Origin of the sequence: uncultured Gimesia sp. (genome assembly GCF_963972345.1) — a bacterium.
Lineage (GTDB): Bacteria > Planctomycetota > Planctomycetia > Planctomycetales > Planctomycetaceae > Gimesia.
In genome coordinates, this window is sequence record NZ_CAXAVM010000120.1 from 1 (window position 1) to 21531 (window position 21531).

Sequence of the window (21531 nt, forward strand, 5' to 3'; positions counted from 1 at the left end):
AGTTCGGTGGGGTTTGTTGCGAAAGCTGGGACAGTCCGCCAATCTTATCTTCGGTCAACAGTGACATGAACGTCATTTTGCGATGGAGGTGGGCTTTGCCGTCCCAGGTTGATCGGCTTGCAAATATCAAGCTACAACTGGATGTGGTTGACCGCTCACATGATGAAACGGCCGAGTTAGCGGCCAAAGTTTATAGGATTTCGCAAACACTTTAGCAGCAATGGCTTACGGCGGACTATACCGCAAAGCATCGTTTGCTCGAAATCGTGTTTTTGAACTGCACGCTCGATGGGGTAAGTCTTTGCCCTACAATGAGAAAGTCCTTGGACGTACTCGCCAAAGAGTTCATTTCTGCAAAAAATCGGAGCGACAAGACACGGTTAGAACTTTTTTGCTCCGCTCTTTCTGACCTGCAAACATCCGATCCCGTGGGTTTTGCAGGGCTTAAGTCCCTGATCGGACAAAGCCGTAAACAGCTGAAGTGATTCGCTTCTCGCCTTCCAAAGCAAGGCGGAAAGCGGTTCACCGAACAGCTTTCTCCGCAGCCTTGCAAATCGAAGTTTGATTAGCGGCTCCTTCGCTGGCACGATCCCGCAAAGACGCTTTCCAGGGCTTCTTTGCTGATCGCCTATTTGTGCTTCTGGCTACCCGTACGCAAAGGCGTTGTGGCGTGGCCCTGCCAAGCGTTTCAGATGGAGACCCAAACCGATGAGTGCCTCCGCTACTCCAAGCGAAGATCCCAAGGAAGAGCAAGAGACTGAATGCAGCCTCGATACAACCGAGAAACAGACTGAGCAAGACGCCCTCGATGATCCCACCAAGCAAGAACAATACCGCCAGGAATACCTTCGTCAGCTTCGCCTAATGTCGTGTCCCGGATGCGGTGAGACAGATGTGTTCTAGTGCATCTGTATTTCTGCGGAAGGCCGAGTCGATGACAAGCCCGTAACGGTGCGTGTGTCGCCGCTTACTCTGCACAGCACGAGAGTTTCGCTGGGTCCTTGTATTTGGAAATGGCGGCAATTTTTAAAGCCTCCGCCATTGTTGGGTAGACGTGCAGCAGGTCGATGAAATCGTGGAGCTTGGCACGAAATCGCAGGCCCATCGCCGCTTCATGGATAACCTCCCCTGCATCAGCACCAACCATTGAGACACCCAGGACCTCGCTCGTTTCGGCGTCGGCGACCATTTTGATCATGCCTCTGGTATCTCGAATCGCCCCGGCACGGGGGACGAGCGACATGGGAATCGTATTGCACCAGCACTGATGGCCGGCGGCAACTGCCTGTTCCTCAGTCATGCCAACCACGGCAATCTGGGGATCAGTGAAAATGCACCGAGGGATCACCCGATGGTCGGCTGCTCGCAACTTGCCGTTGGAAAATGCGTTTCTCGCCGCAATTCCTCCGTCTTGGCTTCCCACCGGAGTCGCCATCTGGCTTTCGGCTTGCAGCCCAACAACGTCTCCGGCAGCGAAAATGTGCGGGACGCTGGTTCTCAGGTATTCGTCCACCTTGATTTCGCTACGCTCATTGACGGATATGCCTGTTTTCTCAATGCCAATCTTGTCTGTGTTCGGGCGTCGGCCTGTTGCCACCAGCAGCTTCTCGGCTCGGTACTCTCGTTCTGTCCCGTTTATCGTGGCCGTCGCCACGACTTCATGATCTGCTTGTCGGACAGCGTTCACTGAGGCGTCGGTAACAACTTCGATACCTTCTTCTGCGAACACCTGCCCGATGGCTTGCCCGACCTCTGGCTCGTAGCCGTGGGCAATCAACTGCGAGTTTCGCTCCAGAATCTTCACGTCGGTCCCGAAGCGGTGAAACATCTGGCCGAGTTCCAAAGAAATGTAACCACCGCCGACGATCAGCAGGGACTTGGGAAGTTCGGTCAGTTCGACTTCTTCATCCACGGTCAGCAGATCGCTGGTCAGATAAGGCACCTGATCCAAGCCCTCGATGTCAGGAGTGACTGGACGGGAGCCGGTGGCGATCAGCACCTTCTCGCCGGTGAGCCGCTTTCCGTTGATCTCGACTGTATGCGGGTCGATGAACTGAACATGTCCCTGTTCAATGTGGATGCGACCATCGATCAGGCTCTCGTACTTCTCTCTGTCTGTAGCCGTGGACGACATCGCTCTTTTGAGCGATTAAGGCCGAGAAATCCAATTCCATTGAGCAGGAATTGAGGCCGGGATAGCGAGGATGACGAGCATCGTTCAGGAGCTTGGCCGCTTCGATCAAGTTCTTCGACGGCAAGCAACCCCGGTTGACGCAGGTGCCGCCGACGATTCGCTCCTCCGTCATCACGGCAGTTTTGCCCAATTCCTGCGCTGCCAGTGCCGCAGCAAAGGCCGTCGAACCGGAGCCAAGGACAACGAGATCATAATTATTTTTATCCATATTTCTTTTTCTTTGTAAATGTTAGTAAACGATGACAGAATCTGCCTCAGAGAGTAATTCCGCCACCTTTGCGTATGTGACCGGCTCAACGAACTCGTAACCGGAAATCTTCTGTTTCACCTGTGGGGCGTCTCCGGTGACAATCAATATTGCAGTGTTGGCATACACCTTTGCTCCTCGACGTTGTAGCAAGTCAAGATATTCACCGTAGTTCTTGGGCATTTGATCGACAGAGAGGTTCATCTGATAGGCAATGAGCTTCTGAAGACGCACAGGCACGCTCGTTGAGGCCAAATTGCCGTGCAGGTCGAGAATCGCACCCGCGTCGAACAGGATCGAAACATCGGCCCCTGCTTCAATGGCCGCAAAGATGATGTTGAAGCCGACACAAATCTGGCTGTCATCCTGATCCAGCCCGGTCTTCATGTGGAAAACAAGTCTCTTCCCCTTGAGGTCGGGAGCAATCTCGGAGGGAGGAGCGAATTGTTCCTCATACGTTTGGTCCAATTCACGCCACGTTAGCAACTTGGAAACGAAGCGGGTGCCAAAATAGGCCCCCGTTCCCAGAACAATGAGTAGCCCTACGGCAATGACAATACGTTTTCTCTTGTTTCCTGTCACGATCCTGCTCCTTGCTTGGAGGCGGGAGACTCATCCTCATCCACTTCTCCCTTGAAACCGGCTTTCTCCACCGCAGACAAAACGGCGTTCTTCGGGAAAGTGCAGCAAGCCGGGCTTTGGACTTTGGCTCGGCCTGCCTTGAAATCAACCTGAACAGCGGTGATACCGGGAAGATTGCGAAGAGTTTCCGAAACCGCCGTCGCACACCCTTCGCAGGTCATGCCCTCAATGTTTACAACTGTTTGACGAAGTGATTCGTTCGGAGCATTGCTCGCCTGCTTGTCGTCCATTGACCATTTGACTTCTGTTGCCGTCGTGTCGTCCGCTTCGGATGTTTCTCCTGAACTCAGAAGCTCTCCGCTGTATCCGGCTCTCTTCAAGGCCGTCTGAATCTCTTCTTTGGGGATCAGGTTGCCGGGTTCTACGCCGACGACCGCCTGCCGTTTCTCGTAGTTGATATCGACGGCGACAACGCCGGGAACCTGACGGATCGCTTGAGCGACCGTCGTAGAGCAACCTTCACAGGTCATGCCTTCGATCTGGAAGACGGCCCGATTCATATCCTCCGTCACGGCGGCGGCATCACTCGTGCCAAACAATACACCGACGTAGCTGGGAAAGAAGAGGAAGGCGACCGCCAACACGGTCACGCCCCATAGCATGACCTTGTTCAACGTCATCATGTTGAAGCGACGTTTACCGGTCGTGGCACAGCAGTCGTCCGCCACTTCACTTTCCGTGGTACAGCAGTCGTGTCCCGATTCGGCAACAGCTTTCGTGGGACGGTAGGTGAAGTAGAACGCTGCGCCGAGAAATCCGAACGTCACGACCATGAATAGTGGGCGATACGTTTCCAGCGTGGCTGCGATCCCGGCCCCGGACACGCCAACCGCCAGCAGAAGCAGCGGTAGCCAGCAACAGGCCGAGGCCATGATCGCCGAGACGACAGTGCCGATCTTGGCGATTTTCTCGCCACGGCCTGTCGATGATTTCGCCGTCGATGTGGGCGTCACGTTCAAGTCATTCATCCGCATTTCCTCCTGAGCGATTTGGATACCTTTCGTCACACTCCCCAGACAGCACGAACCGCTCGGATTGGAAGTCTCACAGTGACAGCCGGGGTCTTTCATCTTCGCCCGGATGTCTTCCAGAGCGTCGGAGCGGCCCTTCGCGCCAAGTTCCTCTTTGATGCTGCCAACCGAATGGCCGAAACAGTAGCACAGGGGGCGCTCCCCGCTGGACTCCTTCACACCGACCGGAACTTTCAGTTGCGACTCGGTGAACTGCGTGTCTTCTTCCTCAGCGAAGTACACTACGTCGCAGTCCTGCGATGGGCAAAACCGCCAGCCAGTGTCATCTTTGACGGATGCGCAATCTTCACTTGCCGTAGCACAGCAGGATCGACTGTCTGCTGTGAACTTTTCGGCGAACTCGTCATCGAGCAACGCGCCGAGCGTCAATGTGCTCACTCGTTTGGCCTTGTATCCACAGGACGGGCACTGAACCCTCTTCGCTGTCTCGGTCTGCTCGTTCATCACATCGTTGCTCCGTGTTCGTTTCCAGTCGCGCTTGCCACAAGGGCAACGTTCTCTTATTATCGAGGTTGTACCTAAGTGCAAGGTCAAGCCGAATTAGCAATTTTTTCCTTTTTCGCTGGAAAGGCCAGCGTTTTACCGGTTCGGACTCGGACCGTGGAGAAGTAAATTGAGCAAGCGACTGACAATCAGCGAGTTGGCGAAAGCGGCTGGCATCCCAACAACGACTCTGCGTTACTACGAGCGAATCCGTCTCGTTGAACCGGAAGATCGCAGTTGCAGCAATTACCGACTCTACGGCGATCAATCGCTTAAGAAACTGAAGTTCATTCGAGCCGCACAAGCCATTGGTTTCACACTGGAAGACGTCAAGTCACTGCTTGCCGACGGCGAAGGCAAAGCACCAACGTGCGGCAACGTTCAGGACCTCATTGAAGCACGATTGACCGATGTCGAGGAACGACTTAAAGACCTGCGGCATGTTCGCAAGGTGCTGAAGTCTGCCTTGGAACAATGCCACCGGCAGAAGAACTCTGACTGTTGCCAAGTCGTCGCTGACTTGAGGAACAAGAAGTGATCCGTCGATTCAAGAAAGCAACCTGTAGCGAAGACTTGGAATTTGCATGGACCTGCTAAAGATTACGATTCTGTTCATCATCACGGCTCTGGCTGAAATCGTCGGCTGCTATTTGCCGTACTTGTGGCTTAGACGTGAAGGATCGGCTTGGCTCTTGTTGCCAGCAGCGGCGAGTCTTGGCATTTTCGCGTGGCTGCTGTCCCTTCATCCGACAGCAGCCGGACGCGTCTACGCGGCTTACGGTGGCGTCTACATTTCCGTTGCGCTGGTATGGCTTTGGAAGGTCGACGGCATTCGGCCAAACACGTGGGACCTGCTCGGAGTCTGCCTTTGCTTGGCTGGTATGGCAGTGATCATGCTGGGCTCGCGCTAATTCGCGACGACTCGCGACGTTTGCAAGTGTATGGGGCCACCTGACAGGAGCGTCCTTGCGGCTCAAATGCCGAATCTCACACTACAAGAGCCAAGCAGCACGACCCGTTTGTTTCCGAAGTTGGGGAAAGGAGGTCGGAAAGGCGATCGATAACGCTGAGTCAAGGGCGATGTTTCGTTGACGAACTCAACATCGTTAGGAAACTTTAGAATCAACGGAAATCGCTGCCAACCACCTCGCATCCCACGGTCCGTTCGATCTGCGCGAGTGTGCTGGCGAAAGTTGCGCTGGTATGGGCGACCTGCACTTCAAGGAAAGCAATTCTCGGTAGATGTCGACGAGGTCCGTGAAGTCGGCTTCCTCATCTTGGTCGTCTGCTGTGGCTCCCTCGGATTGACGCGACACAACATTCTCCGCCTGCGTCCCAAAAAACAGCCAGTCTTCGCTTGACTCCGTACTGACGTACGGGGTGTACAATACAGGGCAACCAAATCAGCGGAGTTGGGTATGACACTGAATACAGGAAAAGTCGCTAAGCTTGCGGGGGTCAATGTCGAGACGCTGCGCTTTTATGAGCGTGAAGGCATTCTACCGGAACCGCCACGGCGAGCCTCCGGCTATCGAGAGTATCCTCGCAAAATGAAACAGAACATTGCAGTTGCCGTTCTATTCAACTTCGTCGGAATGACTCTGGCGGTTGCCGGATTGATAACGCCGGCGGTCGCTATCGGGGTCATGATTTTCTCGATCTTTGCCATTCTGCTGAACACTTTGTCGCTGACGCGTGTGGATCTTGGACAGGATTACGACGAAGAAAACGCGTCCGTCATCGAAACGGAACTCTCCGCACCGGGAATGGTCTGCGAGGGTTGCTCGCAAAAAATTACGCAAGGGCTAATGGCACTGGACGGTGTGCAGAAGGTCATACCAGACGTTAAAGCCAAACGCGTTCATGTGCTCCATGACCCCGGTCATACGAACGAGCAACGAATGCGCGAGACCCTGAAGAAATTGGGATACGCGTGATCAACACGAACAAATTCCAGTTGGATGACGGTCCACTCTCGCTGGAGTTTTCACCAAAATTGGACCATAAAGGAAAAGATGATGACGAATGAAGCAAAACAAAAATGCATTGACGCGTGCGTCGCATGCTCTCAGGAATGTGAAACATGTGCCACGCAGTGCTGTGCGCCGGCAGGAGGCGAACGAGCCGACTGTCTGAGATCATGCCTGGACTGCGCTGCAATGTGCTGGCTGTGTGCGTCGCTGTGTAGTCGCGACTCCCAGTTTTGCGGGGACATCTGCAAGCTATGCGCGACGATTTGCAACGCCTGCGCGGACGAGTGCTCGAAGCATGAAGCCGAACAATGTAAGCGCTGCGAGGAAGCCTGCCGTCGATGTGCTGAAGCGTGTCAGGCGATGGCCGCATAGCCGAGGAAAGCTGGACGTTTAAGTTTCGCCGATGGACGCTATTTATGCCTGTCCGGACAGCCTGGGTCCGGCAGGCTTTTTCACCCAATAAATCAGGCTCTATCGACGACCCAGCCTCGCCTTCTTGGACGACGAACCGTTCTACGCGCGCTGGACGCACGTTGCTGAGCCCATTCGAATTCTATACATCCCCGCCGCAACATGACCGATCACCAGGCAACCGCCAAAACGACCAAAGCAAGCTTTGCAAACAGGTAAGAACTTTATCCGCACAGGCGACAAGATAAGAACACCATAAGCTGTTGCTGCATAAGCGTTTGCGTACACCAGTACCTCAGCAGAAAATCACTGTCTATTGTACATGCAACGAACAAAAAGCACGCTAAGTGCTACTCGTTCAAACGTTTATGTTCACGGTGGTCTGACTGTAAACACCCTCACGTTTCCTCAGTCGGGATGACAAGATTTGAACTTGCGACCTCTGCGTGTCGAAAAGAATGGTTTTGCATTTTCTGTCAGTGCAGGTGCTTTAGTCTTTCTGGCTATGGCGACTCGCTGTTTGTTTTGTGATTCTCAGAGCTTTTGCGACATAGTCCAGATTGAAGCCTTGCCTGCGCATTGACTTAATTCGACGGATCTTACTTTGGCTGATGTTGCTTCCTCCTCGTTTTCGCTGTTCTGGGAACGGTGTTTCTACCGAGGACCATATCGGACTTAATCTCAGTCCAACCAGATCGATGGCTTCAAAAACCTTGGCAAAGGGACGATTCGTGTAGAAGTCCAATAAATCATCTGACTTCACTGGGGTTCCGTGGCACAGGAAGACTCCAGCTGCTTCACCTCCAGATTCAACGCGTATCAGGTTTCCAGCCGTCTTGCGAAGTTTGCCAAAGCTCAACTTGCGAAATTCGGTATGATCTTCATCTTTGCGTATTTGGTCACTGAGTCCTCTCCAGAGATTGGGGATTTGCATGTTTCTGTCATTACCGGCTGTCGGCGTGTCATAAGCGTGCCCTTTCTGGTTGACTATAAAAGCAGAAACATCTTCGGCAATCTCGATTTGGGTTCGCTGTTTTTGCCACCATTCTATGGCGGATACGGTGATTGGCCATAGTTTCCATTCGCCATACACAGATGTTTTATTTCGGAGACGAAAAATCCAGCTGTCGTTTTCAGTCGACTGATACTGTATCTCACGAGCTGATGGATGTTCCTGGTTGAGGAGAATATCTTCGGGCTGAAGTGTGGCAATCATTTTGGCGTCGAATCCACAATTTAGTCCCATCAGCAGTAATAGTCGTTTGAGCGGAGAGGCGTATTCCCAAAGTGTCTGGATTTCCTCGTATGAATAAGTCTGAACCCTGGAAGTGCGGGCCGCTGTTGCCTTTTCCTGAACAGTTTCGGGAATTCTGATGGCTGTAAATTCAAGATCTGAGGGACGCTTCCAGGAATAACCTGGAGCTGTACTTAGCCATCTGATGAAGTGTCGTAACTGTTTGATGTAGTTTCTTGCAGTCCGGACCGCGATTCGTTTTACGCGTTTTCCAGGTGGTCTGAGCGCTAACGTTTCCTGATAAGCCAAAATTCTTGGAGTGTCTAAATCCGCTAATAAACAATCTGAGAGGCACTCTTTTAGAAACTGGGTCTGCCGAACTTGTGCGGTGCCTGTCGGGTTTACTGTGCCATCAAGATTTACATGTTTACTTTCAAGAGCTTTAATGTATTCATCGAGTGCGAGGTGCATTGTTTCCCCACCGGCACCTTGGAAGATCATGCGTCGGCCCTGGTTGATAAGTTTGGTGCCTTGTGTTTTAATTTCACTTTCTGCTTCGAACTGTAGGTCTTCGTCGAGTAATTCAATGTGTATGAAAGGTATGTCGCGTCTAAGCTGATCCAGCCATTGTCCGATGGAAGGGGGGGCCAAGCCAGATTGTCCAAGCTGGCGCGGTAGCGGCACTCGAACGGTCGCTTCGCCATTCCGGATCGCTTCTGCAATAGTCAGACTAACTTCGTCCCATACAGGCTTCCCTGGTCTCTCAAATTCGAGTTCACCAACACCTATTGAGTGAATAGCTGTGAGTTGTCGGTTGGGGGTACTTATAGTTTCAGTGGTGATCTTGTGCCTGGGGTTTGGTTTGGATGATAGCTGGGGGGTTGGTAGGGTTGATGCTTCCCATCTGCGGCACGCAGCGTTCCAAAGCTGCTCCAGTTTGAGGCTTGCGATCTTTGCCTGGGGTTCCTCACGTCCGAGGTAGAACTTTTTTTGGGAGTATCCCTTCGGGGTTTTCTTCCAGCCCAGGTTGCGTACAAATAGACCATTCTTACTACGACAGAGCTCTTTTTTCTGGGCCATGAAACCGCCTTGAAAAACAGTGGATTCTGATATCTGAAAACAGATGTTATTGCCAAAAATCAGACATCGCAAGGCGAAAATCAGACACGAAATCAGACATTATGTCAAAAGAACAGTTTTTAAATGGGCTTATCTTATCCGTAACTCAATAAAAAATAGCTACTTACCGATTTTGGTAAGTAGCTATTTAATGGAGGCGGCGGGAATTGAACCCGCGTCCTGTGAACCCTCAGCTAAAGCCTCTACGTGCATATTTTATCGTTTGAGTCTCGTTTCTTTGGGCACGATAAACAGAGCCTTTGGGAAACCAGTCCACCACGAATCTCGTATCAGACGGAGCGGACATTGATCTGATACCAGTCTGATTTTGTGACCAGCTGTCGGACTCCTCAGACAGAGATTCCTAAGCCGGGGTTGCTTTTATTAAGCAGCCATAGAAAATTGCTTGTTTGCAATTATGTTGTGATCAGCTTTTTACGTGGCCAACTGATCAACCACGGCACGCCACCTTAACATACGGTGAACCAGTCGAATCCGATCGCCCCCGTGTCTTCAGTAGTACGTTATTTTTAATACGTCATTTTCGAACAGAATGATAAAACTATTTAACAGAAAATCAGTCCGTTCTCTTCTTATTATTATCAGCAGGTCGGCTGGAGTCAATTTACTCTGTTTACCGAAATTCTGATCTGAGAACAATTTAATGGCAGAACTCTCTGTTTTTACTGCATTTCCGGTTCCTGAGCCGCGACAGAAATATCAGCAAAATATCAAGATATGACACCCGACAGCAAAACGCAGGTCGAGAACACGTTACCAGAGAAGCAAAAAGAGACTTCAGTAGAAGCAGGCAAACAGACGCAGGGTCCGGTTTTGAATCGGGGCAACGTTTTCACTGCTTTTCCGGTCGGCAGGGAATTCTCTTTCAAATCGGTCTACATTCCTGGCTGTCATTCTCCTAAAATAAGCTGAATCATTTATTGTGTCACTGGGAGGAAACAGTGGCAGTTTTTTATCTCACTTTGAAGTGGAAGTTTATCTGGTATGGATCGTGAATCTCATCTGTCACTGGCACGACGTCTCTCGATTACCTGTTCTGTATTGCTCTGTCTGGTCAGTCTGACCGGAGTGGGTTGGGCCGAATCGAAAGCCGTGAATTCTCTGTTCGTAGACATTCCGGAGCAGGGGGAGGTTCACTTCGAGACAACACAGAAAGAGGCCAACGTACCGGCGCGTTTCCAGCTGGAGTCTCACACGTTTCCGTTTACCTGTGAATTCAAACGGATGAGTGGCCCGGTCAAGGTGTACGATGTCACGTTCCCTTCGCCTGTGAAAACGGCTGTGAAGGAAAACAATACGGTCCACGGTCATTATTATCAGCCTGAAGGTCCGGGCCCATTTCCTGCCTGCGTGTGCCTGCATATTCTGGGGGGCGGTTTTGAGCTGTCGGAGATGTCTGCGAATTCTCTGGCGCGGCAGGGTGTGGCGGCCCTGACCATCAAAATGCCTTATTATGCGGCGCGACGGGGGACGGGGGCACAGAGTCGACGGCGGATGATTTCGTTTGTACCCGAACATACGGCGGAGGGGATGACTCAGGCGGTGCTGGATATCCGGCGGGCGGCAGCATGGCTGGCGAGCCGTCAGGAAGTGGATGCAGAGCGTCTGGGAGTGACGGGAATCAGTCTGGGAGGCATCATGTCTGCGCTGTCTGCGGAAGCAGAGCCCCGTTTCAAGAAAGTGGCGATTTACCTGGGGGGCGGCAACCTGGCACTGGGGATCTGGGAAAACCCTCATCCGCATGCTGTGCAGTTTCGCAAGCAGTGGCTGGAGAACGGGGGGACGTTTGAGTCATTTCTGGAAATCATGTCACCCGTAGATCCGCATACGTATGGAAAACTGTTACAGGATCGCGATGTGCTGATGGTGGCTGCGAAGCATGATGAGATTCTCCCTCCGAAAAGCGCAGTAGCATTATGGGAATCGATGGGTAAGAAGCCGGAACTGGTCTGGCTGGATGCGGGACATATCTCGGCTGCATTGTATATCTTTGGAGAAACGCGACGGCTGACCACGTTCTTTTCTGACTGGGATGATCAGAAGCAAAGTGCCGATTCAACCGGCTCTTAATTTCGCAGCACTTTTCGCAGCATGTGAATGGCGACAATCAGCAAACCTGCATTGCCTGCCCAGAGTGACCAGGTCGGTTCAATTTTCCCCAGTTTGGCCAGATTGATTGCCAGCAATACGATGGGGTAATAAAAGAGCAGAATCGGCAGGAACACCAGAAAGAAGCTGGTGAGAAACTGTCGGCGTGCCTGGGCAATGGAAAAAGGACAGCCGACCAGGACAAAGAAAAAGCAGCTGCAGCTTAAAGCGAAGCGACTGGAGAGTGCGGTTTTGAGCTTGTTCTTGCGTTTTTCCTGCATGTGATCTTTGGGGAGATCGTCATTGACTTCAGGTGACTGAAACCGTTCAAAATCTCCCAGCGCCAGCAGCATGGCGACTTCGATATCCCGCTGAAATTCGAATTCGATTTTTTTTTCGCTGATATCAACGAGCTCGGATTTGATGGATTTTACACTCATGTGCCTGGGTTTGGCCATGGTGGTCTGACTGGGGAGGGGAAACGGAAACGTATCTTTTTCGACAAAAAATCGTGGTTTGCCCGGGAAATCGATATGCCCTTTGGATATATGCAGGATCACCTGCTGATTGGTGAGATCAAATTCCAGGGTCGCTTCTTCCGCCTGTAAATGGACGGGTTTCTTGTTGGGGGGCGAATAGCGAAATGTGGGGACGAGTAATGTTTTGTCGCGCACGCCCATGACGGTGATGGAGATGCCGCTGGCCGGATCATGGATCTGGTTTTGTGAACGCAGTTTTTCCAGGAAGATGGTTTCGAGTTCACAGGCGATGGTGTTCTCGATGTTTTTTTCCGCCCAGGGAATGATCTGGTCGCTTAATATCAGTGAACCCAGACTTAAGAAGCCCCCCAGAATAAAAGAGGGCCAGAGGAGAGAGAGCACATTGATCCCCGCTGCTTTCGCGGCGGTGATTTCCTGGTCGCCGGCGATGCGTCCATAAACCACACAGACCGTGAGCAACAGGGTGGCCGGAATCGTAAAGGGGAGCATACTGGGAACGATGAACGGCAGGATCTTCAGGACCAGCAGCACACCCAGACCCTGACTGGTTGCCTGTTGGAATGCACCAACAAATACCAGCAGAACTGTCAGGACAGTAATCATGAGTGTAAAAACGCGCAGGAGTTCGAAAAGAACGTAGCGCTGTAACAATCGCATGGCAGGAATATATTAATCTAGAACTAAAGAGAATGGATTAAAAGATTTAGCTCAAAATATCTGAGACTGATCACTCCGGTGAATCAGAGCGAGGCTTTGTCGGCCCCCGTTTGGGAAACGACTTCACTCCTTGGGTTGGGAGTCGCAGAAATCACCGCAGGTGTATAAGGCAAGAACCCGGTTTGAGTCAATATCAGACGGTAGATACGTGTTCTTGTGTTTATTGCAGATGGCCTTGTAAATCTGGAATGTTAAACTGGTTTGAGTATGTTTCGTATCGGCATATCTGGCTTAATCAGTACATTCAATTCCCGTGCACCTGATACTTCACATGTAAATTGGATAAATGAACCTTTTTTCCGCCACGCGTCCTACTCCAAACTATTAATTGAAAACGTAGCTGGACGGAACTGACACTATTGTCCACCCGGATGAAGTTCTGAAACGCAAATTAAACAATAGAAAAAATGATAATTCTGGGACCCTGAGTTGGATTGGAGTATCTTAGAAATGTTGAATGCCTTAGAAAATACCCCCGTTCGATCGGCATATTGTGATGACGAAGATTTTCAGGAACTGATTGAAATGTTCGTCGATGGGATCGAAGAGAAAAAACAGATATTGAGCCAGACCGTATGTTCAGAGCAGATCGATCAGCTTCAAACGCTGGCGCATCAGCTGAAAGGCGCCGGTGCCGGCTACGGATTTCATGAACTCTCCCAGCTGTCTGCTCAACTGGAAGAAGCCTGCAAATCCGAAGATCGGATCGAGATTGCACAGCAGAAAGAGTTGTTGCTGCATCACCTGAGTCGCGTTGTAGTCTGAAACTGGATCGAAGCGGGAAACGGGACTGTGTCCGGTTTTACTGGAGCGTCTCCAGGTCCATTTGCCCCGGGTAGAATAGCTTGAGAGATGCTATGGTTAAAAGTGACGCACTCTAGACAGTCAGTCGATCGATCAGTTTTGACAGGGCGACGATTCTGGTGATGAGCGCTTTTGCCGTTTGAACTCCGGGAAGTCCCATTCCCTGCCTGTCAAAAAGAATCGAGGTTTTTCGATGGCTTTTAAAGGCAGGCTGGACCGCGTTGACATCACTGCAGATCGATTCCCACTCGGACCTCAGGTGAGCTGGAACGGATGCCGGGATCTGTCCGGAAAGATCCAGGATTTTTTCAGAAAGATCCAGAAGCAGGTGCCTCGCGTCATAATCGGCTTTCTGGAACTGCGTGACGATCTGTGAGAGTGCCTGTTGGAATTCCTGGATGGTCATCTTGGTAAGTCTCCAGCCTCGAGTGCAGACTCCGGGATCAGCCAGGATCTGGTTCGATCGGACTGAATTCCGGTCAAAAACTTAGTGGATCGTGGTTTCAGCAGCTAAATTTCAGGGTTCTTATTGACCTGAGCTGCCAATTATTAGTAAAAATGATCTGCAAATGCTACTGCACGTCATGCGATTTGACTATTTTAAGCCAACAGTACGAGATGCCAAAACGTGTCTCACGGTTGTTGACCTTGAATAAAAACCACAAAACAACATTGTTGCAATCACAGGGAGTCTTTCATGTCCAGGGTTAGCCAGGTCGCTGTCGGTTTACTGCTGATCACCGTCGGTTATGTTTTAGGTGCCTCACAAAGCTTTGAAAGTACCCGGTTGCATGCACAACAGGCCTCCGGTACTCCCACAGAAGAGACCGAAGATAAAATTAAACGTGGAGTGAAGCAACTGATGGAAGCACAGTCTGCACTTGAGCAGGAAAATTTCATGCGTCCAGCCACCAAAGGGCTGAATGCATTTGCTGTTTCCTGTGGTGGTGTGAATGCTCTGGATGACCTGGAAGCCGGAAATGGTGTTGATCCGGAAACCTTTGCCGGGCTGTATGCAGGAATGGCCAAGCCGGATATTGCAGCCCAACTGGGCCGTGATGATCAAGGTCGAATTACCTATAAGAATAAGATCGTGCGGATGTATCCCGTATCTCGTCTGAAGAAGATGTTTGCGACCCGCCTGAAATATCTGGGTGAAAATCAGGACGATTCTGCCAGTTTTTAATTTCAACATGGTTTAGTTTGCAGAATCGCTGACTTTGTTTGCCAGTCTGCGCGGTGGCAGCGAAGGTAAATCGAGTTCCACCTGGGCAACGCTTCGTTTCTGGTTTTCAGAAATCACGATGGCTTTCCAGCTGAGGCTTTCGATGCCCGTCTTACCTTCGAAACTGGTTCGTGGGATTAACACACGGTATTCTGTCAGCTGTTTTTCCTGATCGGTCTCGCTATCCTGAATATCGATTTGCAGGCCGGATCTTTGGTCAATCGAGCCAGAAGTGATCGTTGTCACGTCTATTTTTCGTGGCTGGCGTTCTGCCTGGGAGAGGTAGGCCCCGTTAAATTCCAGGCTGATCATTTCGACGAGTGATTTGACAGGGTGACTGCAACGCAGCTGGATTTCAACGAATTCAGAATTTGACTCTGTGGGATTTTCAGCAATGGCATACTGGGCCTGTAATGAAACCTGCTGTGTTGGCTGTTCCAATTTCAACAGGGTCAACTGCATTGAAGGAAACCCCTGCACTTTAATCAGCTGATTTTCCTTCAGTTGGCTGTTCGACTTAAGTCGCAGGAAACCAGATGCCGTCGAGGCAAGTTTCAGGCTTGTGTGGTTCTGGTCTGAAATATTCCAGTCGTGAAGGGCGGGACCAGCCAGCAAGAATCTTCCACAGTGGATGAGCGGCGCTGGTGAACTCACGTCTGTCTGGGGTGTGTTATATGCCAGAGACTGTCTGGCCAGATCCAGAGACCAGAGTCGAAACAGTTCCGGAAAGGGAGTGGAAGTTAACTGTTCCATTTTGGCGATACCAGTTAACCGATGATGAATGAATCGATTGGCAAAACGCCTGTTCGGCTCCCGCTGATGACACCAGTTGAGAAACAGATTCACTGCCCCGCGGCATCCATGGTTCCGCCAGAGTTGTGCGCGGTAATAATCGGAGACAACGAGAGGATAGGATTCCGGTGACCGGAAAAACTCACTGATCCGGTAGTCTCGATTCGTATAACCGGGCTCCATCAGGTGTGCGATGCCTTCGTTCAGCCAGTCTTCCTCATCAGGCAGCGAGTAGCCACGGACAGTGCGGATGCTGGAGACTGCTGCATGCGTCACTTCATGGCTTAAAAGATCCAGTAGCTGCTGACCGGGTTTCAATGCAGAATTGAGATACAGCATATCACAGTGATTACTGAATGGTTCCGCGACATTTTCACGAAAGTCACTGGGGCGAACAAATCCATTGATGGTGGTTTTCCCCCCCTGCAACTTACTTAACCAGGGTGAGAGCAGGATTGTGAAGCGGCCGTTGCCATCCACGTCCCGTATCGGACCACATTCCAAGCTGATTTTGTCCAGCACTTCATTTTCAAGCTGTGAAATCAGATCACTGACCAGCCCGGCAGCCAGCTCTTCGGTCTTCTGCTGTTCGTCGAGATAAATCGCGACACGGGGACTTTCCTGGATCAATCGTGCTTTGAGCCGCGTGTATTGTTTTTTGTCCGATAGATCCCCATCGGTTACAAACAGGTTGAAGTGCCTGACGGGCTCGAGAGCTTCTTTTTCTGTTGATGCCTCATCTTCCAAATCAGCAGTGTCCGGAGTACGCTGCGCAGTGGAAGCATCGAGCAGGCGACTGGGTGGGGAGCCGGAAGCGGGCTCCTGCGTATTTTCAAAATAGCAGTTGATGGACTGTTCGCCCGTCGATTCCTCGACAGACAGTCTGATCGTTTTTGTACGTCTGGTGGAGCGATCCAGATTATTGACAATAAGTACGTATTCAACTCCAGGTGAGAATGAGAGAGGGAAATGCAGCTGATTTTTCAAGCAGGCCAGGCTGACGGGGCGATTCCAGTCCACGGGCTGGGGAGAGTGAAAGATGGGTTTATTGGCTTGGATCTGCTTTACTGCATGGCGGCTTCCAGCTGCAGCAGACCGGGGGGCCGATTTGGTGGAATGGACTCCCCATGTTATCAGTGCAGCGATCAACGCGATCAGACATGATAGGATGTAAAACGGTCGAGAGAGCATACCTGGAATCAGTGTCTGGAGTGTGAAGTTCTGACGATGATGTGTATCCGCGTGTTTACTTCGGGTGCGTCAGTTAGCAGTTAATTCATGTGTGGAAACAAGGGGTGAGACACAAGAAAAGATCGACATTTTCGCGTCTGATCATTGAATAGAATCAGTACAATCCGAATGTCTTAAATATGAAAGCAGAAGGGAGTTGAGGGATAAGGTATGAACAATTGGGTAGATCCAAGCTGTTTTATCAGCTCTGTTTGTTGAAATCGCTGATTTCGCTAAGTGGGCTTTGATCCTTACGTTCCCCATAATCGGACTACAAATTACGCGGATACTTCAGTCCGTGCCGACAAACCCTTTTCAACTCGCATCAAATTTGGAGAATTAAGAGAAAATCGGGGGAATTTCCTTCAATGGTGTCCGAGACTGTATATACAATGCACAGTTGAGGAGAATGCGCAATTTGGCAATCGACCATCTTGGCTTGAGTTCAAGCATTCTTGCCTAAAGTTACTCGGGAGAGAGAAATCATGTCGCTATCCAGATTTGGAATTTCAATGTTTGTTCTGGCTGCCTCGACGATAATGTTGAGTTCGCCACAAAGTTTTGCTGAACAGCAGGTTCCAGAAATCTCAAACATTGGCCAGATCCTCAGTTACCAGAACAGCGAAGGCGAGCATTTTTATGCCCTGCAATTCAAAGCGGATCGCCTGCCAGCTCCTGCCCACGCCAGTGAGCAGATTGCGATTCTGTTTGATACGTCTGCCAGTCAGGTAGGCGAGCATCGGACTCAGGCTCTGGATGTCCTCAAATCCCTGTTGAATGAACTCCCCAATGATTCGAGTGTCGCCGTTTATGCCGTCGACGTTCAATGTACTCCCTTTGTAAATGAATTTGTTGCTCCCAAGAGTCGACAGGCTCAACTGGCAGTGGAATCGCTGGCAGCCCGTGCTCCGCTTGGTGCAACGAATTTGTCTGTGGCTTTGAAAACAGTCATGCAGGGACTGCAGAATCAGCAGGCCCGATCTATTGTCTACATTGGTGATGGAATGAGTACCGCCAGACTGATCTCACTTCCGGAAATGGCAGACTTGACAGGCAAACTGGCTCAACAGCATATTCCCGTTCACAGCTATGCAGTTGGACCTAGAAAAGACATGCAACTGCTCGGATTGCTTGGCGTTTACACGGGGGGTGTTGTATTTTCTGATGAAGCAGCAGGAAAACAGGATTTACCAGCCATTGTTGGTAAAGAACTGGTCAAAGCGATTCAGGCACCTGTATTTTATCCCGAATCCATTCAAATCTCAGACAAACAGTTAGAATTAAATACCACACGAGCACTGCCTGTCCGAACGGACCGCGAGACGATTTATCTCGCCAAAGGTGATATCTCAAACAATTTCACAGTCGACCTGAAAAACAGTAATCTCGACGGCGTCTGGAAGTTTAATGTACCTGTCGCTCAAGCCGTGAACAGCTTTCTGGCCGTGCCTTGGACAAATCAGCAGCCCGGACAGGAACTGGCAGTTGCTTTTGCCGGTCAGCGGATGATGAATCTGGCACGCACCGGACATGAAGAGCACATGGCGCAGCTTGAATTTGCGGGAACCAATGCCATTCGCAGTGGCAATTTCGAACAGGCTGCAAAATATGGAAATCTGCTGCAACAGCTGGATCCTGAAAACGCCCGTGCTGAATCACTGCTGAAAATGTCAGATCGTTTTCAGAAAGCACAGCTGGCTCAGGCTGATACAAACCAACCAGCGCCCGCAGCTCCAGCAGAACCCGCAGCTCCAAGTGATCCCAATCCACCGATTGATGACGCCATCAGCAAAGTTGAACAGCTGCGTCAAATCAAGGGTGCGCAGATGAAAATTGAAGTTCAGAATGCCATTGAAGAGGCCCGGCAGGTTTCTGCTGAAAATCCGGATGGAGCCCTGGGAGTTCTAAAACGAACATTGAATTTCCTCAAATCCACGTCGGATATCGATATTGATTTACGTCAGCAACTGGAAAGCCGTCTGAATAACATGATGGTTGATGTTCGCAGTCAGATGGAAGTCGCTGAGACGCGACGGATTCGTCAGCAACAGCAGCTTGCTCAAATCGAACAACAGAAGCGTCTGGTAGATCAGATTCTGCTGGAAGATGAAAAACTGGAACAGTTAATCGACCGAGTTCGATCCCTGATTCAGGATGGTAAACATGGCAATTTTGAAGCCTATGAAGAAGCGGAAGCCGTTGCCCGTGTTGCCGTTGATATGGAACCAGGGAATGGACCTGCGACCGCAGCTTTGTTTACTTCAGAAGCAGCAGGCCAACTGGCCAAAGTCTTCAAGATGCGTTCCTTACGAGCCGACCGGTTCCTGGAAACCTTGTATCAGGTTGAACTCTCACACGTTCCCTTCCCGGATGAGCCTCCTATTCGCTGGCCATCCGCTCCTGTCTGGACTGCTTTGACTGAGCGTCGCAAGAAATGGTCTAATGTGGACCTGCATCGCAACAGTCCTGCAGAACAGCGGATTTTTGAAGAACTGCAAAAAGAGACCGAAGCAAACTTCCCTGACATCCCACTGTCTGAAGTGATGACTTACTTTGCTGAACTGCATAACATTACAATCCTGATCAATTCCAATGATCTGGGTGAAGAAGGTTTGACTGTCGATGAACCCGTCAATGTGGCTCTCAGCGGTATCAAACTGAAAAGTGCGTTGAATATCATTTTAAAGCCCATTGGTCTGACATATCTGGTTGAAGACGAAGTGATGAAAATCACAACCAGCATCAAAGCTGAAGAAATCTTAAGCACACGCGTTTATCCTGTGGCTGACCTGGTTATCTCGGTTTCCACACAGCAGTCTTCCGTGGGAACAAGCCAGGGTGGCTTTGGTGGCCAGCAGGGTGGTCAGCAGGGCGGCCTGGGCGGCGGCGGCGGTGGCTTGGGTGGCGGTGGCGGCGGCCTGGGTGGCGGCGGCGGCGGTGGTCAGGGTTTCTTCAACGTGGCTCCTGAGATGCTGCTGATGAATTCATTACCCAAGCAAAAGACGAAGCAGCAGCCTGTACCCAAAGCAAAAGCAAAGGCTGAACAACCAGGGCTGAAACCAATCAAAGATGCGGAAATGAAAGCCATTCTGGATAACATTCTGGGAGAATCGGAAACGAAAGCATCTCAAGCTCAGTTCCAGGTGGAAGACAAACCCTTTCGGTTTGACAATCGCACGATTGAACAACTCAAAAAAAAACCAGTGATCCTGAAGTAGGCAGCAAACAGAAGCTACCTGTTGTCACTGATCAATCTAAATTAACAGCGCGGAGCCGTTCCCAGGGGAAAGGCTCCGTTTCTGTTGATGGTGAACTCGAAAAAAAGAACGAGTTCAAGGCACCATTGCTTGCGAATGTGAAAAACCCACAGGCGTTCTGGAACGAGTATTTTTCCAAGCGTAAGCCAGCTCCCGATGTGGTGAATGATCTGATTTTCAATCTGCATCAGTCCGGCAAACATGAGCATGTGATTGCTGCCATCAATGCCGCGTTGATCAATAATCAATCTCAGCCGTGGATGTATGACGTACTGGCATTATCCATGGAAATTGCCGGGCGTCCTCAGCAGGAAATTCAGCGTGTGTTACTTTCCCGCATCGATTTTTCTGCTACCGATGTGCCCAGTATGGTTTATTCCGCCGCGTATCTTTCCCGTTTTGAGGCTGATGAACAGGCACTGAAGCTTTATCAACAGGCTGCAAAACTGCAACCCGCCCGCCCCGAGTCTTATATCATGGGGTTAAGGCTGGCGACCAAACTGAAGGATGCCGAAGCCATTCTGTGGGCGGCTACGGGAATCCTGACACATGTCTGGATCAAAGATCATCAGCAATTACATGTCAAAGCATTGAATGCATTAGCTGATCTGGAACAGTCGTTAAATAAAGCAGGGCGAAAAGCAGAAGCTGAGCGAGTCAGATCTGCCAGAAAAGCGGCTCTGGAGCGCGATTTGAAACTGGAACTCACCTGGAACGGAGATGGTGACCTGGATTTGATCGTAGAAGAGCCCAAAGGGACTGTCTGTTCTTTTGAAGCTCCCTTGACTGCGGGTGGGGGAGTACTTCTGAATGACGGGTATGGCCCGAAACAGGAAAACTGTATTGAAGAGTATCTCTGTGCAAGCGGATTCCCGGGAAACTATACTGTTCGAGTCCGCTATGTATCCGGGAATATTGTCGGGCAGAGAGCGAAACTGAAAATCACTCGTTACGCAGGCACAGAGCAGCCTGTAGTTGAAACGATGATTGTTCCGCTGGCAAAAGAGGATCAGCTGATTCGGATCAATCTGGAAAAAGGCAGACGCGATAAGAAATCACAGGTCCCGGGTTCGCCTCAAAATACCGAGAAAACCAGTCGTCTGCGAAATCGTCATCTGACTGATCCGGCAGGCAAGCTTTCGAGAAGCGCTCGAGAATCTCTGAACAGCTTTCGGGTTTCCAGACAGGTGGGAGTTTCAACCGGGCAGCAGTCTCCCTTTGTAACGGGAGTACAAAACACGGGTGGCATAGCCAGTCAGCCAGTGATTACTGTCATTCCTGAAGGGATCAGCCTGACAGGGGCAGCAGTGGTTTCATCGGATCGCAGGTATGTCAGGTTGTCTTTGTCGCCGCAGTTCACGAACGTCACTGAGATTTTTACATTCAGTTTCATGAATCCCTGATCGCATTTCAGGGGTTTTACAGACCAGTCTCTCAGCGAACAAGCCCGGGAGTCACATCCAGGTCAAGTGATGCGATTCGACCCTGGTCCAGATGATGCCAGGCAATCGCAGCCATGGCGGCATTGTCGGTGCCCAGATCTGGAGGGGCAAGACTCAGGTG

17 protein-coding genes and 1 other RNA gene are annotated in these 21531 nt (G+C 50.8%); 9 read left to right on the forward strand and 9 right to left on the reverse strand.

Translation table 11 applies throughout. The features are described from left to right. On the forward strand, nucleotides 1–215 hold a 215-nt coding region (locus AACZ40_RS18610), incomplete at its 5' end, for a hypothetical protein (protein WP_339675388.1). A gap of 752 nt (nucleotides 216–967) precedes the next feature. Here AACZ40_RS18610 and AACZ40_RS18615 read toward each other — a convergent pair. Genes AACZ40_RS18615 through AACZ40_RS18630 form a run of 4 tightly spaced genes read right to left on the reverse strand, consistent with a single transcriptional unit; the run spans nucleotide 968 to nucleotide 4558 of the window. After that, nucleotides 968–2134, reverse strand: coding sequence for an FAD-dependent oxidoreductase (locus tag AACZ40_RS18615; RefSeq protein WP_291178042.1), 1167 nt, complete (start codon nucleotides 2132–2134; stop codon nucleotides 968–970). Beyond that, entirely contained in the window at nucleotides 2070–2402 is a 333-nt protein-coding gene (locus AACZ40_RS18620; RefSeq protein ID WP_291178045.1) for an FAD-dependent oxidoreductase, read from the reverse strand. The genes AACZ40_RS18615 and AACZ40_RS18620 overlap by 65 nt, the downstream gene beginning before the upstream one ends. A gap of 21 nt (nucleotides 2403–2423) precedes the next feature. After that, nucleotides 2424–3023: a hypothetical protein gene (locus AACZ40_RS18625; protein WP_291178048.1), complete on the reverse strand. Its 600-nt coding sequence runs from the start codon at nucleotides 3021–3023 to the stop codon at nucleotides 2424–2426. Next, nucleotides 3020–4558 (reverse strand): mercuric transporter MerT family protein, encoded by a 1539-nt coding sequence (locus AACZ40_RS18630; RefSeq protein ID WP_291178051.1) that lies wholly within the window; start codon nucleotides 4556–4558, stop codon nucleotides 3020–3022. The genes AACZ40_RS18625 and AACZ40_RS18630 overlap by 4 nt, the downstream gene beginning before the upstream one ends. A gap of 169 nt (nucleotides 4559–4727) precedes the next feature. Between AACZ40_RS18630 and AACZ40_RS18635 the strand changes: the two genes are divergently transcribed. The 3 genes from AACZ40_RS18635 (at nucleotide 4728) to AACZ40_RS18645 (ending at nucleotide 6534) form a co-directional block, all read left to right on the forward strand. Next, nucleotides 4728–5135, forward strand: a complete 408-nt coding sequence (locus AACZ40_RS18635; protein WP_291178054.1) for a heavy metal-responsive transcriptional regulator — start codon at nucleotides 4728–4730, stop codon at nucleotides 5133–5135. A gap of 46 nt (nucleotides 5136–5181) precedes the next feature. Continuing rightward, nucleotides 5182–5508, forward strand: a complete 327-nt coding sequence (locus AACZ40_RS18640; RefSeq protein ID WP_291178057.1) for a YnfA family protein — start codon at nucleotides 5182–5184, stop codon at nucleotides 5506–5508. A 507-nt stretch (nucleotides 5509–6015) separates the two neighbouring features. Beyond that, complete coding sequence (locus AACZ40_RS18645; protein ID WP_291178060.1) at nucleotides 6016–6534, forward strand: MerR family DNA-binding transcriptional regulator; 519 nt, start codon at nucleotides 6016–6018, stop codon at nucleotides 6532–6534. A 937-nt stretch (nucleotides 6535–7471) separates the two neighbouring features. On the opposite strand, the gene AACZ40_RS18650 is transcribed toward AACZ40_RS18645, so the two are convergent. Together AACZ40_RS18650 and ssrA are read right to left on the reverse strand one after the other, a co-directional pair. Next, complete coding sequence (locus AACZ40_RS18650; protein WP_291178063.1) at nucleotides 7472–9295, reverse strand: hypothetical protein; 1824 nt, start codon at nucleotides 9293–9295, stop codon at nucleotides 7472–7474. Between the two features lie 188 nt (nucleotides 9296–9483). After that, nucleotides 9484–9841: a transfer-messenger RNA gene (gene ssrA, locus AACZ40_RS18655) on the reverse strand. Between the two features lie 498 nt (nucleotides 9842–10339). On the opposite strand from ssrA, the gene AACZ40_RS18660 reads away from it, so the two are divergent. Continuing rightward, on the forward strand, nucleotides 10340–11425 hold the full coding sequence (locus AACZ40_RS18660) for an alpha/beta hydrolase family protein (RefSeq protein WP_291178066.1): 1086 nt from the start codon (nucleotides 10340–10342) through the stop codon (nucleotides 11423–11425). Here the strand turns inward: AACZ40_RS18660 and AACZ40_RS18665 are convergent. Further along, on the reverse strand, nucleotides 11422–12600 hold the full coding sequence (locus AACZ40_RS18665) for an LptF/LptG family permease (RefSeq protein WP_291178069.1): 1179 nt from the start codon (nucleotides 12598–12600) through the stop codon (nucleotides 11422–11424). The genes AACZ40_RS18660 and AACZ40_RS18665 overlap by 4 nt on opposite strands. 510 nt (nucleotides 12601–13110) lie before the next feature. Here AACZ40_RS18665 and AACZ40_RS18670 point away from each other — a divergent pair. Then, nucleotides 13111–13425 (forward strand): Hpt domain-containing protein, encoded by a 315-nt coding sequence (locus AACZ40_RS18670; protein ID WP_291178072.1) that lies wholly within the window; start codon nucleotides 13111–13113, stop codon nucleotides 13423–13425. A gap of 112 nt (nucleotides 13426–13537) precedes the next feature. Here AACZ40_RS18670 and AACZ40_RS18675 read toward each other — a convergent pair whose 3' ends face one another. Next, a complete protein-coding gene (locus AACZ40_RS18675) occupies nucleotides 13538–13870 on the reverse strand; it encodes a hypothetical protein (RefSeq protein WP_291178075.1) in 333 nt (110 codons plus the stop codon). Between the two features lie 291 nt (nucleotides 13871–14161). Between AACZ40_RS18675 and AACZ40_RS18680 the strand changes: the two genes are divergently transcribed. Further along, complete coding sequence (locus AACZ40_RS18680) at nucleotides 14162–14650, forward strand: hypothetical protein (protein ID WP_291178078.1); 489 nt, start codon at nucleotides 14162–14164, stop codon at nucleotides 14648–14650. A gap of 12 nt (nucleotides 14651–14662) precedes the next feature. On the opposite strand, the gene AACZ40_RS18685 is transcribed toward AACZ40_RS18680, so the two are convergent. Beyond that, nucleotides 14663–16672 carry a hypothetical protein gene (locus AACZ40_RS18685; RefSeq protein ID WP_291178081.1) on the reverse strand — a complete coding sequence of 670 codons (2010 nt, stop codon included), beginning with the start codon at nucleotides 16670–16672 and terminating at the stop codon, nucleotides 14663–14665. A 524-nt stretch (nucleotides 16673–17196) separates the two neighbouring features. On the opposite strand from AACZ40_RS18685, the gene AACZ40_RS18690 reads away from it, so the two are divergent. Both AACZ40_RS18690 and AACZ40_RS18695 read left to right on the forward strand, forming a co-directional pair. Next, on the forward strand, nucleotides 17197–19929 hold the full coding sequence (locus tag AACZ40_RS18690; RefSeq protein ID WP_291178084.1) for a hypothetical protein: 2733 nt from the start codon (nucleotides 17197–17199) through the stop codon (nucleotides 19927–19929). Between the two features lie 137 nt (nucleotides 19930–20066). Then, the gene (locus AACZ40_RS18695) at nucleotides 20067–21371 is read left to right on the forward strand and encodes a hypothetical protein (RefSeq protein ID WP_291178087.1); all 1305 of its coding nucleotides are present in this window, start codon (nucleotides 20067–20069) and stop codon (nucleotides 21369–21371) included. Nucleotides 21372–21531: the final 160 nt, after the last annotated feature.

Excerpts from the sequence above, each read along its gene's own strand:
- AACZ40_RS18615 (WP_291178042.1), bottom strand. The coding sequence starts at position 2,134 with ATGTCGTCCACGGCTACAGACAGAGAGAAGTACGAGAGCCTGATCGAT.
- AACZ40_RS18620 (WP_291178045.1), bottom strand. The coding sequence starts at position 2,402 with ATGGATAAAAATAATTATGATCTCGTTGTCCTTGGCTCCGGTTCGACG.
- AACZ40_RS18630 (WP_291178051.1), bottom strand. The coding sequence starts at position 4,558 with ATGAACGAGCAGACCGAGACAGCGAAGAGGGTTCAGTGCCCGTCCTGT.
- AACZ40_RS18640 (WP_291178057.1), top strand. The coding sequence starts at position 5,182 with ATGGACCTGCTAAAGATTACGATTCTGTTCATCATCACGGCTCTGGCT.
- AACZ40_RS18645 (WP_291178060.1), top strand. The coding sequence starts at position 6,016 with ATGACACTGAATACAGGAAAAGTCGCTAAGCTTGCGGGGGTCAATGTC.
- AACZ40_RS18650 (WP_291178063.1), bottom strand. The coding sequence starts at position 9,295 with ATGGCCCAGAAAAAAGAGCTCTGTCGTAGTAAGAATGGTCTATTTGTA.
- AACZ40_RS18660 (WP_291178066.1), top strand. The coding sequence starts at position 10,340 with ATGGATCGTGAATCTCATCTGTCACTGGCACGACGTCTCTCGATTACC.
- AACZ40_RS18665 (WP_291178069.1), bottom strand. The coding sequence starts at position 12,600 with ATGCGATTGTTACAGCGCTACGTTCTTTTCGAACTCCTGCGCGTTTTT.
- AACZ40_RS18670 (WP_291178072.1), top strand. The coding sequence starts at position 13,111 with ATGTTGAATGCCTTAGAAAATACCCCCGTTCGATCGGCATATTGTGAT.
- AACZ40_RS18675 (WP_291178075.1), bottom strand. The coding sequence starts at position 13,870 with ATGACCATCCAGGAATTCCAACAGGCACTCTCACAGATCGTCACGCAG.
- AACZ40_RS18680 (WP_291178078.1), top strand. The coding sequence starts at position 14,162 with ATGTCCAGGGTTAGCCAGGTCGCTGTCGGTTTACTGCTGATCACCGTC.
- AACZ40_RS18685 (WP_291178081.1), bottom strand. The coding sequence starts at position 16,672 with ATGCTCTCTCGACCGTTTTACATCCTATCATGTCTGATCGCGTTGATC.
- AACZ40_RS18690 (WP_291178084.1), top strand. The coding sequence starts at position 17,197 with ATGTCGCTATCCAGATTTGGAATTTCAATGTTTGTTCTGGCTGCCTCG.